20 protein-coding genes and 1 pseudogene are annotated in these 25,041 nt (G+C 65.8%); 8 read left to right on the top strand and 13 right to left on the bottom strand.

Features of this window, described 5'->3' with window-relative positions; translation table 11 throughout:
- The first annotated feature begins 3 nt into the window (after positions 1–3).
- Together odhB and lpdA are read left to right on the top strand one after the other, a co-directional pair.
- Positions 4–1,278: a 2-oxoglutarate dehydrogenase complex dihydrolipoyllysine-residue succinyltransferase gene (odhB, locus tag V5B60_RS19905; protein WP_332349533.1), complete on the top strand. Its 1,275-nt coding sequence runs from the start codon at positions 4–6 to the stop codon at positions 1,276–1,278.
- A 91-nt stretch (positions 1,279–1,369) separates the two neighbouring features.
- On the top strand, positions 1,370–2,806 hold the full coding sequence (gene lpdA / locus V5B60_RS19900) for a dihydrolipoyl dehydrogenase (RefSeq protein ID WP_332349531.1): 1,437 nt from the start codon (positions 1,370–1,372) through the stop codon (positions 2,804–2,806).
- 129 nt (positions 2,807–2,935) lie between these two features.
- On the opposite strand, the gene V5B60_RS19895 is transcribed toward lpdA, so the two are convergent.
- The 4 genes and pseudogenes from V5B60_RS19895 to V5B60_RS19885 form a co-directional block, all read right to left on the bottom strand.
- Positions 2,936–3,568: an MBL fold metallo-hydrolase gene (locus V5B60_RS19895; protein ID WP_332349529.1), complete on the bottom strand. Its 633-nt coding sequence runs from the start codon at positions 3,566–3,568 to the stop codon at positions 2,936–2,938.
- 73 nt (positions 3,569–3,641) lie between these two features.
- Positions 3,642–3,908, bottom strand: coding sequence for an IS4 family transposase (locus V5B60_RS22310; protein WP_434735300.1), 267 nt, complete (start codon positions 3,906–3,908; stop codon positions 3,642–3,644).
- Positions 3,884–5,638 (bottom strand): annotated as a pseudogene (locus V5B60_RS19890) (IS4 family transposase); the annotation flags it as partial. The pseudogene V5B60_RS19890 and the gene V5B60_RS22310, both read right to left, overlap by 25 nt.
- 478 nt (positions 5,639–6,116) lie before the next feature.
- On the bottom strand, positions 6,117–6,350 hold the full coding sequence (locus V5B60_RS19885; RefSeq protein WP_332349527.1) for a thioredoxin family protein: 234 nt from the start codon (positions 6,348–6,350) through the stop codon (positions 6,117–6,119).
- Positions 6,351–6,468: 118 nt separating this feature from the next.
- On the opposite strand from V5B60_RS19885, the gene V5B60_RS19880 reads away from it, so the two are divergent.
- Genes V5B60_RS19880 through V5B60_RS19865 form a run of 4 tightly spaced genes read left to right on the top strand, consistent with a single transcriptional unit; the run spans position 6,469 to position 10,070 of the window.
- Entirely contained in the window at positions 6,469–7,059 is a 591-nt protein-coding gene (locus V5B60_RS19880) for a MarR family winged helix-turn-helix transcriptional regulator (RefSeq protein ID WP_332349525.1), read from the top strand.
- Entirely contained in the window at positions 7,056–7,718 is a 663-nt protein-coding gene (locus V5B60_RS19875; RefSeq protein ID WP_332349523.1) for an SRPBCC family protein, read from the top strand. Before V5B60_RS19880 ends, V5B60_RS19875 begins: the two co-directional genes overlap by 4 nt.
- A complete protein-coding gene (locus V5B60_RS19870; RefSeq protein WP_332349521.1) occupies positions 7,715–9,172 on the top strand; it encodes a hypothetical protein in 1,458 nt (485 codons plus the stop codon). The genes V5B60_RS19875 and V5B60_RS19870 overlap by 4 nt, the downstream gene beginning before the upstream one ends.
- A gap of 19 nt (positions 9,173–9,191) precedes the next feature.
- Positions 9,192–10,070, top strand: coding sequence for an endonuclease/exonuclease/phosphatase family protein (locus V5B60_RS19865; RefSeq protein ID WP_332349519.1), 879 nt, complete (start codon positions 9,192–9,194; stop codon positions 10,068–10,070).
- An 82-nt stretch (positions 10,071–10,152) separates the two neighbouring features.
- Here V5B60_RS19865 and V5B60_RS19860 read toward each other — a convergent pair whose 3' ends face one another.
- The 6 genes from V5B60_RS19860 to V5B60_RS19835 form a co-directional block, all read right to left on the bottom strand.
- The gene (locus V5B60_RS19860; protein WP_332349518.1) at positions 10,153–11,328 is read right to left on the bottom strand and encodes a glycosyltransferase family 4 protein; all 1,176 of its coding nucleotides are present in this window, start codon (positions 11,326–11,328) and stop codon (positions 10,153–10,155) included.
- A 106-nt stretch (positions 11,329–11,434) separates the two neighbouring features.
- The gene (locus tag V5B60_RS19855) at positions 11,435–12,580 is read right to left on the bottom strand and encodes a polysaccharide biosynthesis/export family protein (protein WP_332349516.1); all 1,146 of its coding nucleotides are present in this window, start codon (positions 12,578–12,580) and stop codon (positions 11,435–11,437) included.
- A 394-nt stretch (positions 12,581–12,974) separates the two neighbouring features.
- A complete protein-coding gene (locus tag V5B60_RS19850; protein ID WP_332349514.1) occupies positions 12,975–14,417 on the bottom strand; it encodes an HDOD domain-containing protein in 1,443 nt (480 codons plus the stop codon).
- Positions 14,418–14,439: 22 nt separating this feature from the next.
- The gene (locus tag V5B60_RS19845) at positions 14,440–15,165 is read right to left on the bottom strand and encodes a laminin B domain-containing protein (RefSeq protein ID WP_332349511.1); all 726 of its coding nucleotides are present in this window, start codon (positions 15,163–15,165) and stop codon (positions 14,440–14,442) included.
- 268 nt (positions 15,166–15,433) lie between these two features.
- Complete coding sequence (locus tag V5B60_RS19840; RefSeq protein ID WP_332347076.1) at positions 15,434–16,402, bottom strand: ISKra4 family transposase; 969 nt, start codon at positions 16,400–16,402, stop codon at positions 15,434–15,436.
- Positions 16,356–16,790, bottom strand: a complete 435-nt coding sequence (locus V5B60_RS19835; protein WP_332345299.1) for a hypothetical protein — start codon at positions 16,788–16,790, stop codon at positions 16,356–16,358. Before V5B60_RS19835 ends, V5B60_RS19840 begins: the two co-directional genes overlap by 47 nt.
- 235 nt (positions 16,791–17,025) lie before the next feature.
- Between V5B60_RS19835 and acnA the strand changes: the two genes are divergently transcribed.
- Complete coding sequence (gene acnA / locus V5B60_RS19830) at positions 17,026–19,731, top strand: aconitate hydratase AcnA (RefSeq protein ID WP_332349509.1); 2,706 nt, start codon at positions 17,026–17,028, stop codon at positions 19,729–19,731.
- 176 nt (positions 19,732–19,907) lie between these two features.
- Here acnA and V5B60_RS19825 read toward each other — a convergent pair whose 3' ends face one another.
- Complete coding sequence (locus V5B60_RS19825; RefSeq protein ID WP_332349507.1) at positions 19,908–20,441, bottom strand: hypothetical protein; 534 nt, start codon at positions 20,439–20,441, stop codon at positions 19,908–19,910.
- 196 nt (positions 20,442–20,637) lie between these two features.
- Here V5B60_RS19825 and V5B60_RS19820 point away from each other — a divergent pair, with 196 nt between their 5' ends.
- A complete protein-coding gene (locus tag V5B60_RS19820; protein WP_332349505.1) occupies positions 20,638–21,180 on the top strand; it encodes a hydrolase in 543 nt (180 codons plus the stop codon).
- Positions 21,181–21,386: 206 nt separating this feature from the next.
- Here the strand turns inward: V5B60_RS19820 and V5B60_RS19815 are convergent, their stop codons facing one another.
- On the bottom strand, positions 21,387–22,793 hold the full coding sequence (locus V5B60_RS19815) for an SGNH/GDSL hydrolase family protein (RefSeq protein WP_332349503.1): 1,407 nt from the start codon (positions 22,791–22,793) through the stop codon (positions 21,387–21,389).
- Positions 22,794–22,882: 89 nt separating this feature from the next.
- Positions 22,883–24,961 carry an excinuclease ABC subunit UvrB gene (uvrB, locus tag V5B60_RS19810; RefSeq protein ID WP_332349501.1) on the bottom strand — a complete coding sequence of 693 codons (2,079 nt, stop codon included), beginning with the start codon at positions 24,959–24,961 and terminating at the stop codon, positions 22,883–22,885.
- Between the last annotated feature and the right edge of the window lie 80 nt (positions 24,962–25,041).

Genomic DNA, 25,041 nt, shown 5'->3' with positions numbered 1-25,041 from the left:
AACATGATCATCGACGTCAAAGTTCCACAGCTTTCCGAATCGGTCGCCGAGGCGACACTGGTGTCGTGGCACAAGAAGGCCGGCGAGGCGGTCGCCCGCGACGAGAACCTGATCGACATCGAGACCGACAAGGTCGTCCTCGAGCTGCCTGCACCGGACAGCGGGGTACTGGTCGAAATCGTCAAGAGTGACGGTGATACGGTCGTCGCTGGTGAGGTGATCGCGCGCATCGATACCGCTGCCCAAGCCGGTACGGTCGCTGCCGTGGCCGCACCGGCAGCCAAGACTCCACCGCCGGGAGTCGAAGCTGCCGCCGCCGCGCCGCCGGCCGGCGCGGCTGGTGTCGCGCTGCCGGCTGCGCGCAAGATCCTCGAGGAAAAGGGCGTTGCCGCCAGCGAGGTGGCCGGAAGCGGTCGTGGTGGCCGCATCACCAAGGCCGATGCGTTGGCAGCACAGGCGTCCCCTGCTCCCGTTCCGGCGCCGGCCGCAAAGCCGCCAGCCGCGAAGCCGGCCAGTCCTTTCGTCACCGCGCCGCCGGCACTGCCGCCAGCACCCAGCGTCAGCATTGCGCTCGGCGAGCGGCCGGAGCAGCGGGTGCCGATGTCACGCCTGCGGGCCCGCGTCGCCGAGCGCTTGTTGCAGTCGCAGTCGAGCAACGCCATTCTCACCACCTTCAACGAAGTGAACATGGGTCCGATCATGGCGCTGCGCAAGCAGTATGGTGAGCGCTTCGAGAAGACGCATGGGGTTCGCCTCGGTTTCATGGCCTTCTTCGTCAAGGCGGCGGTCGCCGCTCTGCAGAGATTCCCGGTGCTGAACGCTTCGGTCGATGGCAACGACATCGTCTACCATGGTTACATCGACATCGGTATTGCCGTCGGCAGCCCGCGCGGCCTGGTCGTGCCGATCCTGCGCGATGCCGACCAGATGTCCTTTGCCGACATCGAGAAGAAGATCGGCGAGTACGGCGTCAAGGCCAAGGATGGCAAGCTGTCGATGGAAGAGCTCACCGGTGGCACCTTCTCGATCTCCAACGGCGGCGTCTTTGGTTCGATGCTGTCGACGCCGATCATCAATCCGCCACAGTCGGCAATCCTCGGCATCCATGCCACCAAGGACCGGCCGGTGGTCGAGAACGGCCAAGTCGTCATCCGGCCGATCAACTATCTGGCGATGTCCTACGACCACCGCATCATCGACGGCCGCGAAGCGGTGCTCGGCCTGGTGACGATGAAGGAGGCTCTGGAAGATCCGGCTCGCCTGCTGCTCGGCGTCTAGTCAGTCGTCACCCGGGCACGGAGACACAGGGGGGAGTTCCCTGTGCCCACTCCGTGCCTTCGTGTCTCCGCGGTTGGAAAGGGAAACCATCATGTCCAAGCAATATGACCTTCTCGTTGTCGGTGGCGGCCCGGGTGGTTACGTCGCAGCCATTCGTGCCGCTCAACTCGGTTTCAGCGTCGCCTGCTGTGAATCGAATGCCTATGCCGATCCGAAGGGCGAGCCACGGCTCGGCGGCACCTGCCTGAACGTCGGCTGCATTCCGTCGAAAGCGCTGCTGCACACCTCGCACCTCTTCGAGGAAGCGGAGCACAGCTTCGCCGAGCAGGGAATCGCCGTCGGCACGCCGGTGATCGAGGTCGGCAAGATGCTGGCGCGCAAGAACGCCATCGTCAAGCAACTCACCAGCGGCATCAAGGGGCTGTTCAAGAAGAACAAGGTGGCGCTGCTCAACGGGCATGGCAGTTTCGTTGGCCGCAAGCAGGTGGACGGAGGCGACGTCTGGCAGATGCAGGTCGGCGACGACCTCGTCGAGGCGAAGCAGGTGATCGTCGCGACCGGATCGAAGGCGCGGCATCTTCCTGGCGTACTGGTGGACAACGAGATCGTCTGTGACAACGTCGGTGCGCTCGACATCGCCGCCGTGCCGAAGAGGCTGGCGGTCATCGGTGCCGGGGTCATCGGCCTCGAAATGGGCAGCGTCTGGCGCCGCCTCGGTGCCGAGGTCACGATTCTCGAGGCGCTTCCCGAGTTCCTGGCTCTGGCCGACGTCGACGTCGCCAAGGAGGCGGCGAAGGTATTCGCCAAACAGGGCCTCAGGATCATCCTCGGCATCGAGATCGGCGACGTCAAGGTCTCACAGAAGGGCGTCTCGATCGACTACACCGACAAGGACGGGGGCGAGCACAGGCTCGATGCCGACCGCCTGATCGTCTCGATCGGTCGCATCCCGAACACGGATGGCTTGGCCGCCGAACAGGTCGGCCTGCAGTTGAACGAGCGCGGCCAGGTCGAAGTGGATGCGCATTGCCGCACCAACCTGCCGGGAGTGTGGGCGGTCGGCGACGTCGTTGCCGGTCCGATGCTGGCGCACAAGGCCATGGAAGAGGGGGTCATGGTTGCCGAGCTGATGGCCGGTCAGGCTGGGCACTGCAATTCCGACACCATTCCCTGGGTGATCTACACCAGCCCGGAGATCGCCTGGGTAGGCAAGACCGAGCAGCAACTCAAGGCTGCAGGGATCGCCTACAAGGCGGGAAAGATTCCCTTTGCCGCCAACGGCCGCGCGCTCGGCATGGGTGATCCGTCCGGCTTCGTCAAGATTCTCGCCTGCGCCGCGAGTGATCGCATCCTCGGCGTCCATGTCATCGGCGCAAACGCTTCCGAGCTGATCTCGGAAGGCGTGGTGGCGATGGAATTCGGTGCTGCTTCCGAAGACCTGGCGCGCATCTGTCACGCACACCCGACGCTGTCGGAGGTAGTGCACGAAGCAGCACTGGCTTGCGACAAGAGGCCGCTGCACTTCTAGCAGCCTGTCGACGCCACGCCACAGCGCGCCGCGACGCTCCGGCGAGGTACTGCGGGTACCTCGCCGCTTTTCCGCTGCATGGGCGGATAGCGCGGATGCCCGCGGTGAGTGTCCGCCGGTGCTTTCCGTTCAGTCGCCGCAGAAAGGATTGCTGCGGCGCTCCTTGCCGAAGGTCGACATCGGACCGTGCCCCGGAATGAAGGCGACATCGTCGCCGAGTGGCCAAAGCCGGTTGCGTATCGACGAGATCAGTGTGTCGTAGTCCCCCTTGGGGAAATCGGTACGGCCGATCGAGCCCTGGAAGAGCACGTCGCCAACCACCGCCAACCGCCCGCCGCGGTCGAAGAAGACGATGTGCCCCGGTGTGTGTCCAGGGCAGTGCAGCACCTCGAGTTCGACGTTGCCGACCGAAACCGTGTCACCCTGCTCGAGCCAGCGGTCGGGAGTGAAGCTGCGCGCGTTGGGCAGACCGAACATCCTGCTCTGTGAAGGCATGCCGTCGATCCAGAACTGGTCGTCACGCTGCGGTCCTTCGATCGGCAGCGAACGCCGTGCCGCCAGATCGGCGACGGCACCTGCATGATCGATGTGGCCGTGGGTGACCAGGATCTTTTCCAGTTCGACGCCGTTGGCGTCGACGGCGCGCAGGATGCGTGCAATGTCACCGCCCGGGTCTACGACCGCAGCGCGGCGGGTCTGCTCGCACCACAGGAGGCTGCAGTTCTGCTCGAAAGGAGTGACCGGGATGATCTGGTATTTCATGCTCGAAGGCTCCGCACCGGCTGTGGGTGACAGCGGTGGCGAAGTATAACAGAGGCACCGCTAGCCCTGCCCTTTACCCGCAAGTCTTGTTGTCATCCGAAGTCCAGAGCCGGAGCGAGAGCCCTTCGCGCAGCGATTGCAGGACCGAATAGCCGTGCCACATGATTTGATGCCCTGGAGAGGGGTCTTTGGCGCGGCCAATGTATCCGCCGAGTTGGGCTACGAGACGAACGGCGTCGCCGAGCCGAGTGGGCTTGGGGATTTGTTTTTTTTTGCGTAGGCCTGCAGCACTTCGATCTCGGCGTCGGAGAACAAGACCTCGGCGGGAAGATCGGGGCACTGTCTGCCCAGGAGCGTCATGAGCATGATGCGCCAAGCGATGACGAGATTGATGGCGATGGCCCGTTTGAGTCGCTCAGCGGTCTTGTGTTGCAGCGCCTCGATGCGACAGCCGCTCTTCAATACGCGATGCCAGTCTTCGATGCGCCAGCGCAGGCAGTACCACCGCAGGCACTCCTGGGCTTGTTCTGGTGTGGTGATCTCGCAGGTGGTGATCAGGAACCACTCGAGCGGTTCGGCGTCGGCTGGCGGCGAGGGTTCCTGGACATGCACCACCCAGAGCCTGAGGGCCTTCCGGGCCGGGTATTTCGACGGCCGGCGGAGTTCGACTTCGCGGTAGCGCAAATTGACGTGCGCGGTACGTTGTGCGTGCCCGTCGCGTGCCTTCTGTTTGCTTTTCTTGGTCCGAGCGCTTTGTCGCGGCACGTTGATGCGAAGCTGGCGTCGCACGGGGCTTTGTCTGACGAGTTCGAAGAGGTTGAGTGCCTCGCGGGTGGCGCGGTCATGTTTAGCGCGAACCAACAGTTCGACGCGGCCGCTTTGGCGTGGCTCGTCAAACAGTTCGAAGAAATCCGCCTCGCGATCCATCACGCAGACCTGGCGCGTGTCGGGCAGCGCGGGGACCAGATCGTTGCATTGGCGAAGACCCTCGATCCAAGTGAAGGTCTTCTTCTCTTCGATCGGTATGGCCGACGCCGGGCGCAGGTCCTCCTTTGCCCGGTGCGTCGGTGCCACACAGTGTGCCCTCAGGACCCCCAGCGGCAGGCCCTGGGTCGTCAGCACCAGCGTCGAATGCAGGTGCAGTCCGCCACTCTGGGCACCCGTCTGGTTGCTGCCGATGACGCCCAGCCCGGCACACTGGACCAGACCAGAATAGTTCAGCTCGGTCCCGTCCTGAACGCAGAGTACCGTCGACTGCGCCTTCATCCGCTGCACCGTGCGCCGTTGGTGAGGGGCCAGGATCGCCTGCATGGTGACCAGCGAGTCATCGGCTTGCTCGATCAGCCGGTAGTACGACTTGATCGCCGGCTTGTCTCCTTGCGCGGCACCGCAGAACGCGCGCCCCGGCATCTCGCCCATCGTGCGGGCAAAGTCGGCCAGCCGCCTGTTGCTGCGCCGGTCCCCCAAATTCGCTCCGGCAAACTCATGGCCCGCCCACTCGTCCCCCTCCAGACCTTCGCTGATCTGCAGCGCAGTCACTTGGAGCGGTTCGGCAATGGCTGCCAGGCGGGCGCGTACATCGGGCTCCAGTTCATAGACGTAGATGGCCTTGACCGTCTTCGCGTTCTCGTTGAAGCGATCCTGTCGGCCACGCCCTTTGGTCTGGCCAATCTCCAGCCAGTTCGCTGCCCGGTAGCTGGTGCCGATGAAGTGTTGCGTGTCCACAAAGCTCTCCACCAGCCAAGGGCGATAGCCGTACTGGGCCTCGTAATCCGCACCCACGCGCCGCAAAACCATCCCCAGCACGTGCGAGGCCAGATTCGGGCAGTGCACCGAGTGGCGGATGAGAAAGCGGCTCATGCCAATCACCCCGTGCAGGTGCTGGCGCCGGGCATGATCGTTCCAGCCGATCCATCGCTCTCGGTCGGCCAGATGCAGCGCCGACGCCCCGAAACCAAAGCCGCCCAGCCAGCCATGCTCAGAGCCAATCAGGTAGCGCATCTGCGCCCCCACCAAAGGCCCAGCCCCCTGCGGATGCTCGCACAGCATCAACTCGTTCCACACCCGCATCAGCTCGAGAGTCTCAACGAGGACCAGCCTCAGCCCACGAAGCTCTGCGAGCACCGTCGGCACGTCCATCGCCCCATCAACGGGTTGACCCAGACGCCGCGGCCCTGCTGCCGTACGGCGCTTGCGCATCGGCGCCGGCAGAACGAAGTGCCCCGCCCCCTCCAACTCACGCAGCGCCTTGACGCAGCCTGCGATCTGGCTACGCCCGCGGGCATCACGCAAGCCGAAGTGCTGACAAATCGACTCGGCAACCGAGGATAGACTTCGATGCTCCTTGCCCGCCAACAGCTCCCGGATAACCTCAATCGAGGCTTGCTGTCTCAGCGCTCGCTTGACTTGGTTTTGCTCATTCATACCGAACCATAATCGGTTCGATCAAGAAAGTCCAGTCCTAATTTTTCGGGTAAAGGGCAGCGCTAGCCCCGGCAGCAACCAGGCCGCACCTGCCGGGGCCGTTGCGGTGTGCGGCGCCAAGCGCCTATTTCAGGGCCGAGAGCGGGGCGCCGAAGTTGATGTGGAAGGCTTGCCCGTCGATCACCAGCGCTGGCACCGACTGCACACCGAAGCCTTCAGCTTCGGCAACGCGGCGGGCATCCTGGCCGAGGTGTACGACCTCGACTGCATAACGGGCAGGATCAAGGGCTTGCGCGAACTGCTGTTCGGCGGTGGCGCAGACCGGGCAGCCGGCATGGTAGAAGATGGCTTGGCGCATGGCTTTCTCCTCTGGAGGAATGTTGGACCGACACATGCATCGACTCGATGCATTGGCGAACCTTAATGCCGGCACGAAGTGCTTGTCAAGCAATGATTCGAGGCGATACATTACGCCCATGAAGCCGAGCGTTTTCGTCTTCGAGCGCCTGGCGGCGCTGCTGCAGCAACTGGTGCGCGAGGATGCCGCGCGCCATGGCCTGTTACCGGTGCATCTGCAGGTGCTCGGCTACCTCGCGCAGGCGAACCGTTACAGCAACATCCCGATCGCCGTCGCGAGCTACCTCGGCATCACCCGCGGCACGGTGTCGCAGACCTTGGCGATGCTCGAGCGCAAGGGGCTGATCAGCCGGAGCAATGACGATCGCCATGGGCGGCGCGTTCATCTGCAGCTGACCGCTGCGGGCGAGGAGGTGCTGGCAGGCAGCTGGCCACAGCGTTTGGACGTGCTTCTTGCTGCCGGCGGTGTCGACCTCGACGAGCTCGCCAGTCAACTGCGCGCGGTCCTCGGCAGTCTGCAGCGACTCAACGACCGCCAGGCTTTCGGACAGTGCCGCGAATGCGCGCACTTCCTCGAGGAAAGGGGGATCCATCGCTGCGGCCTCACCGGCGAAACGCTGGCAGTCGACCAGACGATCCGGATTTGTCGTGAGTGGAGCGACCCGCGGGCGGATCGGCCGACCCCGCCGGCGCCTACCCGTACCCCATGAGCGGGCTGGCAGCGCGACAGCATTCCTGGTGGCGATTGCCGGCGACAGCTCTTGCCGGCATCGCTTCGCTGGCCTGTAGCTTCGCCGCCCTCGCCGCGGGAGGAGCGGCGGCGCAGGTCGAGGTACGACGTGACGCCGAGGTGTACAGCGTCCATGCCAGCGCGCAGCTGGCCGCCGGGCAGCGAATCGTCTGGGACACGCTGACCGATTACGAGCATCTGGGCGAGTTCGTCCCCGGCGTCCGGCGCGCGCGCGTGCTCGAACGCGCGGGCAACCGCCTGCTCCTCGAGCAGGCAGGGATCTTCAGGGTCCTCTTCTTCGAGTTGCCGGTGCATGTGCGTCTTGACGTCCTTCACCTCCCCTATGTGACTGTCATCGCGCAGCTGGCGACGGCCGCGACGGGAGCCGGCGACGCATCGACCTTGCGCAGCTTCACTGGCCGCTACCGGATCATCCAGGGAGACGAGCGGCTGCCGCCTGGCGTCGTGCGGCTCGATTACGATGCACGGTTCGAGCTGTCCACGCCGCTCGCGCCACTGCTCGGTCCGTTTTTCGGGGTCGCCGCGGTGCGGCAGACGATGCGCGCCCAGTTCGAGGCCATGCTGCGTGAGATCGAGCGCCGGCAGCAGGCACTCGCGGGACCTGAGCAGCCCGGATGAGCCACAGGCCGTTGCTCGTGGCCGCCTGCTGCATGCTGATCGGTTGTGCCGGACTCGATCCGCATGCCGACGATCCGGCAGTGCAGCGCCGCCTCCAAGCTGATGCCGTCGGCGATTGCGCGCGCCTGTTTGCGGCTATCGACCGCCGCATCGACGCGGAAGGTACGCGTGATGCGCAATCGCCACGGGTGCCCGGCTTTCCCCATCTGCGGGTGGACCGTGTATTGGCCCGGCTGGCTGCTGCAGCGCCGGTGCCATCGGGCGATCCGCTTGCGGCGCAATGGTATCGGGCGCTGGCACAGCGTGACGCCGACGACCGCGCGATCGAACTGGCGAACAGTACCCCGACGACCGCCAGCGACGACGAACTGGCTGCGTGTCGGGAGACGCTGGGCCTCGCCGACCAGGCGGAACTGGCGAAGGTACGAGCGGCGGCCGTGGTCCCCGACGACTATTCGACGACGCTGCGCGTCCTGGGCCTCTATCCGCTGACGCGCTACCTCTTCGCCGCTGGCATCGAACGTTGGCAGAAGGAGACGCTGGTCATTTTCGCCGCGCAGGCAGCCGAAACGACGACTGGCGCACGGCGGCTGCGCTACGTTGCCGACGGCCAGCCGGAGGGTCTGCCGCTGGTCAGGGATCTGTCGGCGCTTGGTCTGCCCAGCGTCGCCGGATCCGAACTTGCCGAACTCGTGGTCCGGCACGCGCCCCGACTCGAGATCGAGACTGCCGGTGACGACGACCGACCCGGAGCCCTGGTCTGGCAGCCCGATGATGCCGACGGCCAACGGCTGGTGGTCGCTGTTGCGGAACCGGTGCTCTACGTCCGCAGCGGCTACGCGCAAATGGCCGACCGCTGGCTGTTGCAGCTGAGTTACACTGCGTGGTTTCCCGGGCGCCCGCCAGACCGGGCGCCGGATCTGCTGGCAGGGCGCTTCGACGGTCTGCTCTGGCGCGTCACCCTGGCCGAGGATGGCAGTCCCCTGATCTACGACACGATACACCCATGCGGCTGCTACCACCTGTTCGTCCCGGGAGAGCGGGTGCGCGCCAGGGCGCGGCCAGCCGGCATCGACGAGGGCCTGTTCGTGCCCCAGGCGCTGTTGGCGCCGCGGGCCGAGCAGCGGATCGTCCTCAGGATCGCCGCCGGCACGCATCATCTGCAGCAGGTCCTTGTCGAGGCGGCTGCCGCGGCAGCGGGAATACGGCTCGCTCTGCGCGACGACGATGAACTGCGCTCGCTGGCGTTTCCGGGTGGCGGCCGGCGCAGCATTTTTGCCGCCGACGGACTGCTTCCCGGTAGCGAAAGACTGGAGCGTTTCGTGTTCTGGCCGATGGGCGTGCGCAGTGCCGGCCAGATGCGGCAATGGGGACGGCACGCCACTGCCTTCGTCGGCCGGCGCCACTTCGATGATCCGCTGCTTCTGGACCGCTATTTCGAGCGCCTGCCATGATGCCGCTTGAGGAGGGACGATGCCGGAGACGCTCGTGAGGCTCAGGGTGGCGACCTACAACATCCACAAGGGCGTCACCGGAATCCGTGGTCGGCCGCGAATACACGATGTCCGCCTGGCGCTCGATGCGATCGACGCCGACATCGTCTTCCTGCAGGAGGTGCAGGATCGCAACGAGCGGCTCGCTCGCCAGCCGGGCTACCCGTCGTCCGGAACACAGCTCGATTTTCTCGCCACGGGCGCCTATGCGCACCGCGCCTATGGGATGAATGCGGCCTATCCGCATGGGCATCACGGGAACGCGATCCTCTCGCGCCACCGCATCGTCGCCCACACCAACCACGACATCTCGGACCACCTGCTCGAGAAACGAGGACTGCTGCATGCGGTGATCCGCCTTGGGCGCGGGCGGGGCAAGGAAGTGCACCTGATCTGCGTGCACTTCGGGCTGATCAAGCGCAGCCGCCTGCGCCAGGCGAGCTTCCTCGCCGATTTCGTTCACCGCGAGGTACCCGCCAGGGCACCGCTGATCATTGCCGGCGACTTCAACGACTGGCAGCAGCGGGTCGATCGCCTGCTGCGCGAGCGGCTTGGCGTCGACGAAGTGACGGTGGCTTCGCCTGTTGAGCGGCACGACCGTCGCCTGCTCGACTGGCTGTTGCCGTGGCGCCGCCGCACCACGCCGGCGGAGGTTACCCGCACCTTTCCCAGCTTTGCTCCCTGGCTGACGCTGGACCGCATCTACGTGCGCGGTTTTCAGGTGCTCGAAATGCACGTTCCCAAGGGGATCGCCTGGGCACGCTGCTCCGACCACGCGCCGCTGATCGCCGAACTCGTCCTGCGCCCAGCGGGTGTAGGCGTGGCATCGTCGAGGGCGAGCACGCCGCACCCTGGTTGATCGTCTGGTGACTTGTCCGTGATGCCGCCGTGACACGCTTTCTCCGGAAAGGGAAACCGTCAGCGATGACGTTGCAGGTGGATCAGTCGTCTGTCGCGTCGAGGTGATCGAGCAAGGCTTCCACCTGCGCGAAGTGCGCCGGCCACGTCGGTGCAGCGAAGCCTGCGAGCCGCTGCACTTGAGCGCGGCGGCATGGGCTCTCGGGCGACGCGTAGTCCACGATCAGGTCGGCCCAACGCCGGCCATCGAGGGGATCGAGGTACTCCGGAACGGTCCCGCCCACTTCACGGAAGGCGGGGAGGTCACTCGCGATCACTGGCAGGCCAAGAGCCAACGCCTCGACGAGTGGCATTCCATAGCCTTCGGCGAACGAGGGGAAGAGCAGGGCCTGCGCATGCTGCATGCAGGTTGCGAGTTCGGCATCGGAGCAGCGGGATCGCTCGAAGACGAAGCCTTTCAGGACTGCACAGCGCTCGAGCATGTCGACGACATTCTCGCACTCCCAACCGTGCTGTCCGACGACGAGGAGGCGCGGCGCTGCCGCGCCCAAGCGTGCGATCAGTTGTCGCCAGACGTGCAGGATCAGCCAGTGGTTCTTGCGCGGTTCGATCGTGCCCAGCATGATGAAATACGGTGCTTGCAGGGGCGGCTCGGTGCCGGCCAAGGGCCACTGCGGCGGCGCCAGCGGCGCAACGGCCGCCGGCGGCATCGGCTGTTGCTCCTCGGCCGCGTACTCCTGCATCGCTTCGAGCGTCGCCTGCGAGTTGACAATGATCCCCCTCGCGGTCGTCAGCACCGTCTGCATACGAATGCGGTGGCGCGTGGACTCGCCCGGACGGCAATACTCGGGGTAGCTCAACGGAATGAGGTCGTGCACGAAGAAGACGGGTCGCAACGCCGAGCGGCGCAGCGAGTGCGCGTAGCCGGGTTGCTCCAGGCCGCTGTGCCCGGTATTGAGGAGCAAGCGGCGTGATGCGAAGCGGGCGCCGATGCTGCGCGGCAGCGCCTTGGCCACCAGCCACGCGATCATCGTGTTGAAGCGTCGCGAGTCGCTCGGTTCCGAGAGGAGGCCGGCAAACAACCGCGCCGAGTCTCTCGCTGACAGTTCGATCCATTGTCCGGCAGCGTGCACAAGTGCCGTGGACTGTGGGCCGAAGTGCCTGACGTACTCCATGCCGACGCGGTCGATGCCGGTGGGCAGGCGCCTGCGCAGCCGCCGGTCAAGAAGGCGGCTGACGTCGAGCAGTGTCGCCTTCATGCACCGCTCGCTGTGGCAATCGCGTTCGGTCGGAGGCGAGCGGTTGCCTGTCGACGACGGGTTGCCGCCGGGCGTCGCCGCCGGCCACCACTGGTGCTGCGGTCCGTCACTTCGTCACGTTGTAGGTGTTGAGTACGGAGTATGCGGCCGGCATGATGATTGAGAGGAACTTCTGCAGCTCGGCTCCCGGAGCGTTGGCCACGTAGAGAACGTCCTTGTTCAGTACCGGGAACCCTTGGGCGACGAAGAAGGTTTGCGGGTTCTTTAGATTGACTTCGTAGACGACAGGCACCTTGCCTTCTGGCGTTGTCCGCGGTGGGACAGGCAGCTCGAGCACTGCCGGGTCCTCGAAGCGGAAGATGAAGACAGCGCGGGCATCGGCGAGACGGTCCTGGACGCCGCCAGCACGCGCCAGTGCCTGGGCCAGCGTGATTCCCTGAGCCTCGAAGTTGAGCTCCTCGTTCTTAGCGGTTGCGCCGAGAACGGTGAAGCTCAGTGGCTGGAACAGCGCAGTGACGACGTCGCCGGGCTGCAGGGGGATGTTCTGCCGCGGGTCGCGAATGATCGTGTCCAGCGCGAGGGAATGCACCTGCTCACCGCGCGTCAGTTGCAGCGTGATCTTGCCGACTGGCTGGCGGACGCCGCCAGCAGCGGCGAGCGCGTCGAGCAGTCGCTCGCCGCGCGCAGTCAGCGGCATGCGTGTGCTCGAGGCCACTTCGCCGACGATGGTCACGTTCGAGGTCGCGTTGCGTATGACCCGCACCAGCGCCTGTGGCTGATTGGCCTTGCCGCCGAGACGGCGAACGATCTCGTTCTCGACCTGCTGCGGTGTCTTGCCGGCCACCTGCAGCGATCCGGCAAAGGGAACGCTGAGCGTTCCCTCGCTGCTGACCATCTGCTCGGGGAACGCGGTCGACCTGGCAGCGGCGACACCCGAGCGCGGATCGAGCAGCGGGGCGCCGAAGAGGACGGCTGGAGGCGCTTCCCAGATCGACACCTCGAGGACATCGCCCGGACCGATCGTGTAACTGAATGGCGCCTTGCTCGCCAGAACTTGGGAAAACAGCTGCTGCTGTTGGTTCGCGAGGAGCCGCCGGGCAACGCGATCGCTGACGCTGACGACCTGAATCAGGGAATCCTGCTGCGTTTCCGGCACCTCGAGCACCTGCTGGCGGCTCGGTCCGGCCGACGGGATCCACTCTGGGAAGGTCGAACAGCCGGCAAGGAGTGTCGCAGCAATCGCCAACACCATGGCCTGCACTCGCCAACCTCTGAAAGAAATAGTTGTGGCCAAAAGCTTTTCCTCACCAATCGCCATTCGTCCGGCTCGCCGACTGCGACAACAAAACGATGCCGGTCACCGATGCGACCAAATCCCGCGAATATAGCAGCATTTGCTTGCCTTCGGCTGCCGTCGGGAAAGAAGTCAGGGCAACCGCGCGAATCCTCTACCGGGCCGAGGATTTGAGCGCGGGCGATGTCGGAGGCTCGGGGATGATGCGTTGGTCCTCGCGATTGCCATCGCTGCCTGTACCAGACCATTCTACCGACTCGCGCGAGCGGCGCGCGTGCAACCTCCTTCGCCGCTGCGGAGCGGGTAATGGGGGAGCTGCTGCCACGCGTCGCGCATCCGCTAGGCAGACCGTTCAGCGGATGGCGCCGACGAAGCCGTCGATCGTCGGTCGAGCTGCGTGCAGATACGCCAGACAGTCGTCCCAGAGGGCGGGTCGCAGTCCGAGCCGTCGCAGCTGCGCCGCATCGTGGTCGCTGGCCAGCGTCTCGACGAAGCCGTCGAGGGCCGCATGTGCGACCCGGTTGGCGAGACCGATGAGGGCGCAGAAGCGGTATTCGTCGCCGCTGGCGTCGGGCTCATGGTGGTGGGCAATGGCGGCGATGTGGCGTGCCGGCAGGTCCCAGCGTTCGGCGACCATCTGGCCCACTTCCGGATGGGTAAACTCGAACAGCGTGCGTTCGGCCTCAAGACTGCCGAATGCCGAATCCCGTTCCAGATCGAGTACGTGGCGGTAGCCCGACTCGGCTTGGACGGCGAAGATGAGCTTGCCGATGTCGTGCAGCAGACCCGCCATGAATGCCTCGTCACCGGGGTGGCGGAGGGCATCTGCCAGGAAGCGGGCGGCTGTTGCGGTGGCGATCGAGTGCTTCCAGAACTCCACCAGGTTCAGCCGTTCGGTACGGAAGGCATCGAAGGCGCCGACCGAGATCAGCATGCCCTGGACATTGGTGAAGCCGAGCACCCGCACGGCGTCCGCGATGGTGCCGATGCGGCGCGAGAGACCGAAGAAGGCCGAGTTGGCAACGCGCAGGACCTTGGCCGAGATCGCCGGGTCATGGATGATCACCCGTTCGACCGCACGCGCGTCGCTGGCGGGATCCTGCATGATGCGCAATGCCTGCATGACCACCACCGGCAGCGTCGGCACCTCGTAGACATCGATCGGCCGGAAGCGCGCCAGCGGTTCGGCGGTCAGCTTGTTGCCGTCGAGGGCGTGACCCGTTTCGAGGAGCACGGTCGGCAGCCCGGGATGGACGAGCTGGAAGGCGTGGATCGGCTGCGGCAGGTCGCGCAGGCGGAGCATGCCGACATCGTGCAGGCTGCTGCCGACGGGCAGGGTGCTGCGCACCAGCGCTGCGGTCGCCGAGCTCAACAGGGTCTGGCCGCCGTGGGTCACCGCCAGGAGCCGGGCGACGCGATTGAGCGTCCGGCCAAAGTAGTCGCCGCTGCTCAGGTAGGCCGGCCCGCTGTGCAGGGCAATGCGCACGCGCAGCGGGCTGCGCGTCGGCCACTGCTCGCCGGCGAGGCTGGTCTGGATCTGGCTGGCGGCGCACAAGGCAGCCGCGGCGTCATCGAAGGTGACGCAGAAGGCGTCGCCGACGGTCTTGAAGACGAGTCCACGATGGCGCTCGATCGCCGCCGAGAGCAGGGTGTTGTGCCGTTGCAGCGCGACACGCATCGCCTGCGACTCGCTTTCCCAGAGGCTCGTCGACCCTTCGATGTCGGTAAACAGGAAGGTGGTGTCGATCAGCGCGGCATCGCCGAGTCCGGGCTTTTCGACGTTGCTCTGCCGCATGGCCTGCTGCCGGTGCGGCTGCTCAGGGCTGCCGGAGGTCAGTCGGTCGGCCGTCTTTTCGCGACAGTCCGAGGAGACCCAGCGCCAGACCGAACAGGACCAGCGACGCTGGTTCCGGGATGAGGCCTGTGGTGCAGGATGTACGGGAGTCGCGCAGGCAGACATTGTCGAGCCGGGCGTCATCATTGCCCTGGTCGTCGCCGGTCTTCCAGTCGGCATTGATCCAGATGCCCTGCACGTTGGCGAGGACGGCCTGAATGTAGGAATCGGTTGCCAGCAGCGCGAAGGGGTTGTTCGTCCGCCAGCCGGCCGATTCGTCGAGGGCGAACTCGTAGTGGGTGAAGCCTCCGGTTGCCGGCGGTGCGGTCGGGATGAAGATCATGCGGCCAGCGTCGCCAAGAATCGCGACGTTGGGGAAGGGATCGCCATCGTTCTGGCTGTCCTGGAGGTCGTAGCTGATCGAGCCGCCGAAGAAGGCACTCTTGTCGCCGCTGTAGGCCGCTGACGAGCGGAAAGTGGTCCACGGATAAAGGTCTCCCGTGCGCAGCGTTCCGCCAACCGGGTCGTGACCGACGGCGCCGGTGAAGGTACCATCGACGGCCGGCAGGAAGCCCGAGACAACGATCCGGCCTGTTCCCCAGCCTTCCGCGTCGAGGCTGAAGTCGGAGCGGACGACGGCGGCCGACGCGTGTGCCGAGGCAAGGCTCAGGCCTGAGGCGATGATCGCTGCAGCGAGGTTGTTCTTCATCGTGCTTCTCCAGGAAAGGGTTGCGCGTCGCGTGCCACGTGTCGCCAATGTGCCTGCCAGACGCAGAGGAGCCCGGCCGCAGGTCGGCAAAGGCAGGGCTGCCCAGCTCGTCGGGGAACACGGCGCACGGTCGTAGCTGCTCCTGAACAGGCGCCCCCTCGCATCAGTTCGCCTTGGGTGCACCGCTACCTTGCCAAGTCTGGAGCATTCGTTCCCCGCGCGCAAGCATGCGGGTGCCAACGGGTGCAATCGGAAGTGCGACTGTGGATCAGGCGGCCTGTTGACGTCTGGACTGCCAATAGCGGTCCCACTCCTGGTTGGCACGGCAGACACGCAGCGCCAGCATGTGCTTGGCGTTTTTCAGTTTCCACCAAGCGCCGGCCCGCTTGAGACGGTCCTGGATGACGTAACGGTGTGCGCTTTCGATTTCGCCGGACCCTATTGGCAGCCCGGCCACGAGCGCGTCTTGATAGTTGAACTGCCCCGGGCGATTGGTGAGATAGCGATGCGCCGCGCGCACCGGGGCGTTGGCATCGGGAACGGTGTCGTCCTCGACGAATCGCTGCAGTTCCTCGACGACGTCCTGGAGGCGGTTCTGTTTCAGCCGATCCTTCTGCGTTTCCAGCCAAGCCCTCGCCGCCGTGCCGGCGATCGTGTCCCCTGCGGCCGTCAGGTAGTCACAGACATGGTAGAAATCGACGAGAAAGTGGCCTTGCAGTCCGAATTGCTCACTCACCTGATCCGCAATCCATGCGGCGCCGTCGCTGACCGCATGGACCTTGGTCTTACGCCCCAGTCCGGCCTGAACCGCCGTGCGCAACAGCGTCTCTCCGACCTGGTCGGGCGGGCCCACGGTGGCGCCGAACACCGGGGTGACGGAGCCCGGCGCATGGACCAGACTCAAACGCGCTTCCCTCCAGCCCACCCGGCGGGTCTTGCGGCGGTCCACTTTCGCGCTCTGGTCGTCCGATTCGGCCGTCTCCACGACGGGAATCATGCTCCCATCGATCTCGCCGATCAACTGCTCTACGCCGTCTCGTGCCGGGATTTTTGCCGCCGCTTTCGGGCGCTCGTCGATCGTCGCGGCATGCCGCAAGACGATCGGCCAGCACGTACTGGCGGACACCTCGATACCGTAGTGCTCTTTCAGCTTCTGCGGAATGCGCGCCGCGGGCGCGTCCGCCCCGAAATCAACGATCGCTCGCTGCAGCGGCTCCGAGCAGCCCCGGCAGACCACCTCCGCCGAACGCGTGAATGGCCGGATCTCCGGCCCGCGCGTCCCTTGCCGGAAGACCTGCTCCGCTACTTCGATCTGTCCGTACCGGGTCTGCCAATAGACGTTTTTTTTCCTTCCGCTGCACGCCCGGTTGTTGCGCCACCTCTTCTTCCTTCCGCTGCGCTTGCCGTCGCGCCCAGCCGTGCAACGCTTCGTTGCCCAACTGCCGCAATTCCTCCGTCACCCGCCGCTCCGCCTCCGCCGCCTTCTCAACATCGCCGGCCGCATTCTCGACCACCGCCAGCAACGACTCGATCTTGGCTTGGAGCTCGGGATGATCTCTAAACCGCTCTTCCAAACCCCGACTCGGCTTGAGTCGCCCCTCCATTTCCGACCACCTTTCTGTCATGGGTCTCGCTCCAAGGTGAAGTAACCCATCACTATTTACCCCACCTCCGCCCAATTGTCTAGTGCCGAATGCCACCGCCAACCACCTCGCCCCGGCGTCAGTCGCACTTCCGATTGCACCCGGTGCCAACCGCGTGTGGCTGTCGCCGTGGCGACGCGGATGGAACGTGCGGAGCCACGTGTTGTCATGGTGCTTGAGGACGCGCTCGTAGCACGCGCCCTTCTGGAGAACCCGCATGCGCCAATCGCCATTCAACACCCTGTCCCGCTTCAGTCCGCCCGGTCAGCCGGAGGCCCTGTATTACTCGCTGCCGGCACTCGCCAGCGCCGGTATCGGCCATGTCGATCGCCTGCCGGTGTCGCTGCGGATCGTCCTCGAGGCACTGCTGCGTCACTGCGACGGGCTGCGGGTGAGCGAGAAGCACATCGTCGAGCTGGCGCAATGGCGACCGCGGGCGGAGCGCAGCGAGGAGATTCCATTCGTCGTTGCGCGCGTCGTCCTGCAGGACTTCACCGGCGTGCCGTTGCTCTGCGATCTGGCGGCCATGCGCCACGTCGCGGCCGAACGCGGACTCGATCCGCGGCGCATCGAGCCGCTGGTGCCGGTCGATCTGGTCGTCGACCATTCGATTCAGGTCGATCATTACGGGACGCCGCAGGCGCTGCAGCAGAACATGCGCCGCGAGTTCGCGCGCAATGGCGAACGCTATCAGTTCATGAAGTGGGGCATGCAGGCCTTCGACACCTTCCGCGTCGTGCCGCCCGGAGTCGGCATCGTCCATCAGGTCAACCTCGAGTACCTGTTCCGCGGCGTGCGGCAGCAGGAGACGACCGACGGCAGGCTGTGTTTTCCCGACACGCTGGTTGGTACCGATTCGCACACGACGATGATCAATGCCGTCGGCGTCGTCGGCTGGGGCGTCGGCGGCATCGAGGCCGAGGCGGCGATGCTTGGCCAGCCGGTCTACTTTCTGACCCCGGACGTGGTCGGTGTCGAACTCGGCGGCCGCCTGCGCGAAGGCGTCACCGCGACCGATCTGGTGCTGACGGTGACCGAGCTGCTGCGGCGCGAGAAGGTGGTGGGCACCTTCGTCGAGTATTTTGGCGAGGGCGCGAGCACGCTGTCGGTGACCGATCGCGCGACGCTGGCCAACATGGCGCCGGAGTACGGGGCGACGATGGGTTTCTTCCCGATCGACGAGAAGACCGTCGGCTACATGCGCAGCAGCGGCCGCAGCGATGAGGACTGCGAGCTGTTCGAGGCGTATTTCCGCGCCCAGGGCCTGTTCGGCATCCCGCGCGCGGGCGAGGTCGACTATTCGCGCCGCGTGTACCTCGACCTGTCGACGATCGTGCCCTCGCTCGCTGGCCCGAAGCGGCCGCAGGACCGGATCGTCTTGCCCGAGATGGCCAGCCGCTTCAGTGCCCTGTTGACCGCCGCGGAGTCGGCGGACGGCTTCGGACGGCCGCCGGCGAGCCTGGCGCAGCGCCATCCGACCGGGCTCCCCGGCGTCGACCTCGGTCATGGCGACGTCCTGATTGCGGCGATCACCTCGTGCACCAACACCAGCAATCCGGCGGTGATGATCGCTGCCGGGCTGCTGGCGAGAAAGGCGGTGGCAAAGGGGCTGCGGGTCAGGCAGCACATCAAGACTTCACTCGCTCCCGGTTCGCGGGTGGTGACCGATTATCTCGACCGCGCGGGGCTGCTGGCGCCGCTGGCCGAACTGGGCTTCGCGCTGGTCGGCTATGGCTGCACGACCTGCATCGGCAACGCCGGCGATCTCGATCCGGCGTTCAACAGGACGATTGCCGAGCAGCAGCTGATCGCTGCGGCGGTGCTCTCGGGCAACCGTAACTTCGAGGCGCGCATCCACCCCGCCCTGCGTGCCAACTATCTGGCGTCACCGCCGCTGGTGGTGGCGTTCGCGATTGCCGGCCGGGTCAACATCGACCTTGAGAACGAGCCCTTGGGAACCGGCGCCGATGGGCAGCCGGTGTATCTGCGGGACATCTGGCCGAGTTCGGACGAGATCGACGCCGTACTGCCGCTGGCGCTCGATCCGCAGACCTTCCGCCGGCGCTACGCCGATTTCAGCGCCGACCAGGATCTGTGGCAGTCGATCCCGGCGCCGAGCGGCGAGGTATACGACTGGCCACCGTCGAGCTACATTGCCCGGCCTCCGTTCTTCGAACTGCCGCCGCAGGCTGTCGGCGACATTCGTGGCGCCCGCGCGCTGCTGCTGCTCGGCGATTCGGTGACTACCGACCACATCTCGCCGGCCGGCTCGTTCGGCGAGGCGACGCCGGCGGGGGAGTGGCTGCGCGCACAGGGGGTCGAGCGCGCCGATTTCAACTCCTACGGATCCCGCCGCGGCCATCATGAGGTGATGATGCGCGGCACCTTTGCCAATGTCCGGATTCGCAACCTGATGCTGCCGCCCGACGCTGACGGCCGTCGGCGGGAGGGTGGCCACACGCTGCTCGACGGGCGGCTGACGACCGTTTTTGCGGCGGCGATGAGCTATCTGGAGCGGGGGATACCCAGCATCGTCGTTGCCGGTGAGGAGTATGGCACCGGCTCGTCGCGTGACTGGGCAGCCAAGGGAACACGCCTGCTCGGTGTGCGCGCGGTGATCGCCCGCAGCTACGAGCGGATTCACCGCGCCAACCTGGTCGGCATGGGCGTCCTGCCGTTGCAGTTCATCGGCGAAGACTCGGTCGCCTCGCTCGGCCTGCGCGGCGACGAGCGCTTCGACATCACCGGGCTGGCCGGCGGGCTGTCGCCGATGCAGACGGTCGCGCTGGCGATCACGCGTGCCGACGGCGAGCGACGCGAGTGTGCGCTGCTCTGCCGCATCGACACGCCGATCGAGGTCAGCTACTACCGTGCCGGCGGCATCCTGCCCTTCGTGCTCGAGCAGTTGCTCGGCGGGCGGTGATGCGCTGCGGCCGGTGCGCTGCAGCGTCGGCGTGGGCAGCCGCTCGCCGCGCCGGTTGCTGCTGGCGTTGCCCCCGGAGCGTGCTGCCGGGTGTGTGTGGGGTGTCTCCGCAAGCCTTGCGTGTTGCGTGGCACAATGCCGCATGCATGGTGTGTGCGGCGTTGTCGGCTGCCCCGTCAGGCTGGCACCGGGGTGCTTGGGTGCGCCGGTCGATCCTCGTCGCCACAGCGCTGGCGGTTGCCGGCGGCGCCGGCGTCGGACCTCACGGCCAGCGCCGAAGCCGCGCTCCGCGCGTGCCCGGCGCGCAGCCCGGCCTTGTGCCGGGCGAGCAGCGCGAGACTGTGTTCGACATAGTCGTGCGAGCTGATCTGGCTGCCGACGTAGCTGCGGAGCAACTCCAGCCAGCGCGCGTGGATGGCGCACGGTGTGTGCCGATCGCTGCCGTTGGCCAGCGGGCAGTCCGGGCAGCGTGTCGCCTGCAGCGTCGCGACGGCGGTGCGCTTCTGCCATTGCTGGCGATAGAGGCGGGCATTGTTCTCGATCCAGGCCAGCGCCCGCGTCTCGCGCTCGGCTTCCGGAAAGGACGCGACGTAAGTCTGGACGGTTGCCAGTTGCCTTGCGAAGAACTCCTCGTCCGACAGTTCCGGACGTTCGCCGCCGCCGACAAAGCGGGAGATCAGCGCCAGGGTCGGGTCATCAACGACATACATCGGTGCCTCGCACAGCCGTCGGCGGAACGCTTCCACCATGAGGAAATATAGCACTGATGTTGCGCCGCAGCAATTGCTTCCTGTCTTCGCTGGACGGTAGGCGTGGACCGCAGGCCTTGGCCGCAGGCGAGTACGGTATTACCATCGCGGGCGAAGCGGCGCAGTGCAGCGTCGTGATTCCCGGGAGGGCTTGTCGATGTTGATGCGCGTTGATCATTCGGTTCTCCTGCTCGTCGATCTGCAGGAGCGGCTGCAGCCGGCGATCCATGATGCCGCTTCGGTGCTTGCGGCCAGCATCTGGCTGACGCGCGTCGCGCAGCGGCTGCAGGTGCCTGTGATCTGTACCGAGCAGTACGTCAAAGGACTCGGGCCGACGATGTCGGACCTGCGTCAGTTGCTGCCGGAGGAATGCGTGATCGAGAAGACGCACTTCTCGGCGCTGGCCGACGGCAGGCTCCTGCAGCTTGCCGGCGGCGATCGGGCGCAGTTCATCGTCGCCGGCACCGAAGCGCATGTCTGTGTGCAGCAGACGGTGCTCGACCTGCTGTCAGCCGGCCGCAAGGTTTTCGTCGTCGATGAGGCGATCGGCTCGCGGCGCGCCAGCGACAAGGCCCTGGCGGTCGAGCGCATGCGCCGGCACGGCGCCGACATCGTGTCGCGCGAGATGGTCGTCTTCGAGTGGCTGCGGCAGGCGGGGAGTGAGGTCTTTCGCGCGATCAGCCGCGAGTTCATTCGCTGACCGGGCACGCCAGGAATCGCCGGGCGTCGGCGAAGACCTGGGCAGTCCGTCGTCCTGACTCTGCCGGCGTGTGTACGGAGCATGGTCGTCCGGCGAAGGCGCACCCGACGACGATTCCCCGCTGCCTCGCCTGCCGGGCAAGCCGCCCAGCGCCCAACCGCGCAGGGCTGGCCAGCGCGCTCCGCGTCCCTGGCCGAGGGGCTCCGTCAGAAACGCTGTTGCTGCCTGCGCTGCGCGGTTGCGACAATTCCCAACAGACCGATGGCGAGGAGAAGAATTGACTCGGGTTCGGGAACGGCAGCCCGGAACTGTGCGCCGATGATGCTGTGCGCGTAGGTCGTGGGGTGCACACCGTCCCAGAACAGCCACTGGAAGTTGTCGGCAGCACAGGCAGCGTAATTCTGGATGCACTGCATGGTCGTGTTTCTGATGCCGTAGGCCGCCGGATCCTGCCGTACGCTGGCGAAAGTGGCGAAGGTGTCGAACTGGACGATCTCGGCCGAAAGCTGGGCGTCGAGGAGATTCAGTGCGGAGGCCAGGGAGGCATTGAAGCCCACGGTCAATGCCGTCAAGTCGCCGGCGTTGGGTTTGCCGAGAAACTCCGGTGTCGTTCCAAGATCGGGCATGTTGGCAACGAGGAAATGCTCGGCTCCGGCGCTGGCCAGTCCGACGACGGTCGAAATGATGTTGTTGATCCCGTTGCCGATCAGCGCCGACACGTTGCCGGGAACACCTGGCAGTCCGGATGCCGTGCCGGGCGTACTCCCGGTCGCATTCAGGTAAAAGACATCGTTGGGAAACAGCCAGATGACGAACAATGAAGTCGCAGGGTCGAATGCCCGCCCGCTTTGCAACTGGCCCTGGAAGGTGGCCAGCTGCCAAGCATTGGCTTTCTGCGCATAGGCTGGCGCGAAAGGACCTGTCGAGGGATTGACCGAGTTGTAGCTCTCCAGCCCGGTTGTCGCACCCCCGATCGCGTAGTTGGTGCCACCGGCCAGAGAGGGCTTGAAGGCGCTGGGGTTGCCCGGGTTGTAGCTTCTCCACAGATACTCGACGGCGACCGGGCCATTGGAGTACTGCCCGTTGTAATAGGGCGGAGGCGGGAAGACCACGCCCGACGGCGCAGCCGGCGGATAGGCCTGGCTGGCCAAGCCGCTGTTTCCTCCATCCGACAGGCTGTCGCCAAACACGAACAGGTCCGACATCGTCTGCAGCGAAGCGTTGGCCGAGACCGGCATGCCCATCGCTGCAGCCATGGCCAATGCACCCAGTGTTTTCCATTCCACTTTCATCGTCATCCTCTCTGTTGATCGGGAATTGAGATTCCCGAGGTTGTTCCAGGCAGCACTCTGGCCCCCACAGTCCTGGTCGCCAACATTCGTGTCGCTCAGCCACCGCCATTCCTGTCCGTCTGGAGTTGGAAGCAAGTTTCGATCCACTTGGTTTTTCCTTGACGAAACAGATGCTTGACTTCCCACCGTTCGTCGCAGTGTAAAGAAGACCGACACTCGTCGAGATGGCGAAAGGCGCGGTGCCCGGCCCGGCGATTGCGGCAGCGGTCTTGCCGGCGAAATCGGGGGGAACTGCTCCGGACACGCCAGCCCAAGCGGCACGGACGCCGGCTCACCAGCCGGCGGCGCGATCCGTCCGCGCATCGCTCGCGCGACGACGAGGGTGCTCCGGAGCCTCCTCCCGGCGCGGCCTAAGACGGTGGCAGGGGAGCCTCCTCGCCACTGATCCCGAAGACCTGCCGGCGCAGCCGGAAGAGCTCGTCACGTGCTGCCGCCGCTTTCTCGAATTCGAGGTTCCTGGCGCAGTCGAGCATCTCCTTTTCCAGACGCCGCAGCTCGCGCGCCAGTTCCTTCTCGCTCATGGCGTCGTAGCCGGCCTTTTTTTGCGCCGCCTTGAGTTCCTTCTGCGCGCTTTCGCTGTCGTAGACGCCGTCGATGATATCGATGATCCGCTTGCTGATGCCGGTGGGGACGATGCCGTGGCTGTCATTGAAGTCGATCTGCCGTAGCCGGCGGCGTTCGGTTTCGGCGATCGCCCGCTGCATCGATCCGGTGACCCGGTCGGCGTAGAGGATTGCGGTCCCGTGCAGATGGCGGGCGGCGCGGCCGATGGTCTGGATCAGCGATCGCTCCGAGCGCAGGAAGCCTTCCTTGTCGGCATCGAGGATGGCGACCAGTGACACTTCCGGAATGTCGAGCCCTTCGCGCAGCAGGTTGATGCCGACCAGGACATCGAACTTGCCGAGGCGCAGGTCACGGATGATCTCGACGCGTTCGACGGTGTCGATGTCGGAATGCAGGTAGCGGACGCGCACTTCGTGTTCGTCGAGGAAGTCGGTCAGGTCCTCTGCCATCCGTTTCGTCAGGGTGGTCACCAGGACGCGTTCACCAGTTTCGGCGCGGCGCCGGATCTCGGAGAGCAGGTCGTCGACCTGCGTCGACGCCGGGCGCACGATGAGCACCGGGTCGACCAGTCCGGTTGGGCGCACGAGCTGCTCGACGACCTGTCCCTGATGCGCCGCCTCGTAGTCGCCCGGGGTGGCCGAGACGAAGATCGTCTGCCGCAACAGGGCCTCGAACTCGGCGAACCGCAGCGGCCGGTTGTCGAGCGCCGAGGGCAGGCGGAAACCGTAGTCGACGAGGTTCTCCTTGCGCGAGCGGTCGCCCTTGTACATGCCGCCGACCTGCGACACCGCGACATGCGACTCGTCGATGAAGAGCAGGGCATCGGCGGCGAGATAGTCGAGCAGCGTCGGCGGCGGCTGCCCGGGCTGGCGTCCCGAGAGATGCCGCGAGTAGTTCTCGATTCCCTTGCAGAAGCCGACCTGATCGAGCATCTCGAGGTCGAAGCGGGTGCGCTGCTCGATCCGCTGCGCCTCGACCAGGCGGCCAGCGGCCTGGAAGCTGGCGACCCGCTCTGCCAGCTCGACCTTGATTGCCTCGATCGCCCGCAACACCGTCTCGCGCGGCGTCACGTAGTGCGACGAAGGAAAGATGGTGAAGCGCAGCAGGCGGTTCTGCAGGTGGCCGGTCAGCGGGTCGAAGAGCTGCAGGCCGTCGATCTCGTCGTCGAAGAGCGAGATGCGGATCGCCTGCTCGGCGTGCTCGGCGGGAAAGACGTCGATGACGTCGCCGCGGACGCGGAAGCTGCCGCGGCGGAAATCGGTCTCGTTGCGCTCGTACTGCATCGCCGTCAGGCGCTTGATGATCTCGCGCTGCCCCAGCCGGTCGCCGACGCGCATGGTGAGGATCATCCGGTGGTACTCGTCGCGGTCGCCGATGCCGTAGATGCACGATACCGTTGCCACCAACACACAGTCGCGCCGTTCGAGCAGGCTCTTCGTGGCCGAGAGGCGCATTTGCTCGATGTGTTCGTTGATCGACGAGTCCTTCTCGATGTACAGGTCCCGCGACGGCACATAGGCCTCGGGCTGGTAATAGTCGTAGTAGGAGACGAAGTACTCGACGGCGTTCTCCGGGAAGAACTCGCGGAACTCGGCGTAAAGCTGCGCCGCCAGCGTCTTGTTGGGCGCCAGGACGAGCGCCGGGCGACCACTGCGGGCGATGACGTTGGCCATGGTGAAAGTCTTGCCCGAGCCGGTGACGCCGAGCAGCGTCTGGAACGACAGGCCGTCCCGCAGGCCGGCGAGCAATTGTTCGATGGCCTGCGGTTGGTCGCCGGCCGGCTGGAACGGCTGATGGAGCCGGAACGGACTGCCCGTGAAGGTCAGCGGAGGAGGCCTGTCGAGCGTTTGATCTTGCTTTGCCATGCTAGAATTTTACGTTTTTTTGTGCGCACCGGTCGTCACTGCGAGCGGGTGCGCCATTGGCCTCGGCCTCCTGACCCATC

Origin of the sequence: Accumulibacter sp., from assembly GCF_036625195.1 — a bacterium.
Classification (GTDB): Bacteria; Pseudomonadota; Gammaproteobacteria; order Burkholderiales; family Rhodocyclaceae; genus Accumulibacter.
This window is presented reverse-complemented; position numbering and strand designations above follow the sequence as displayed.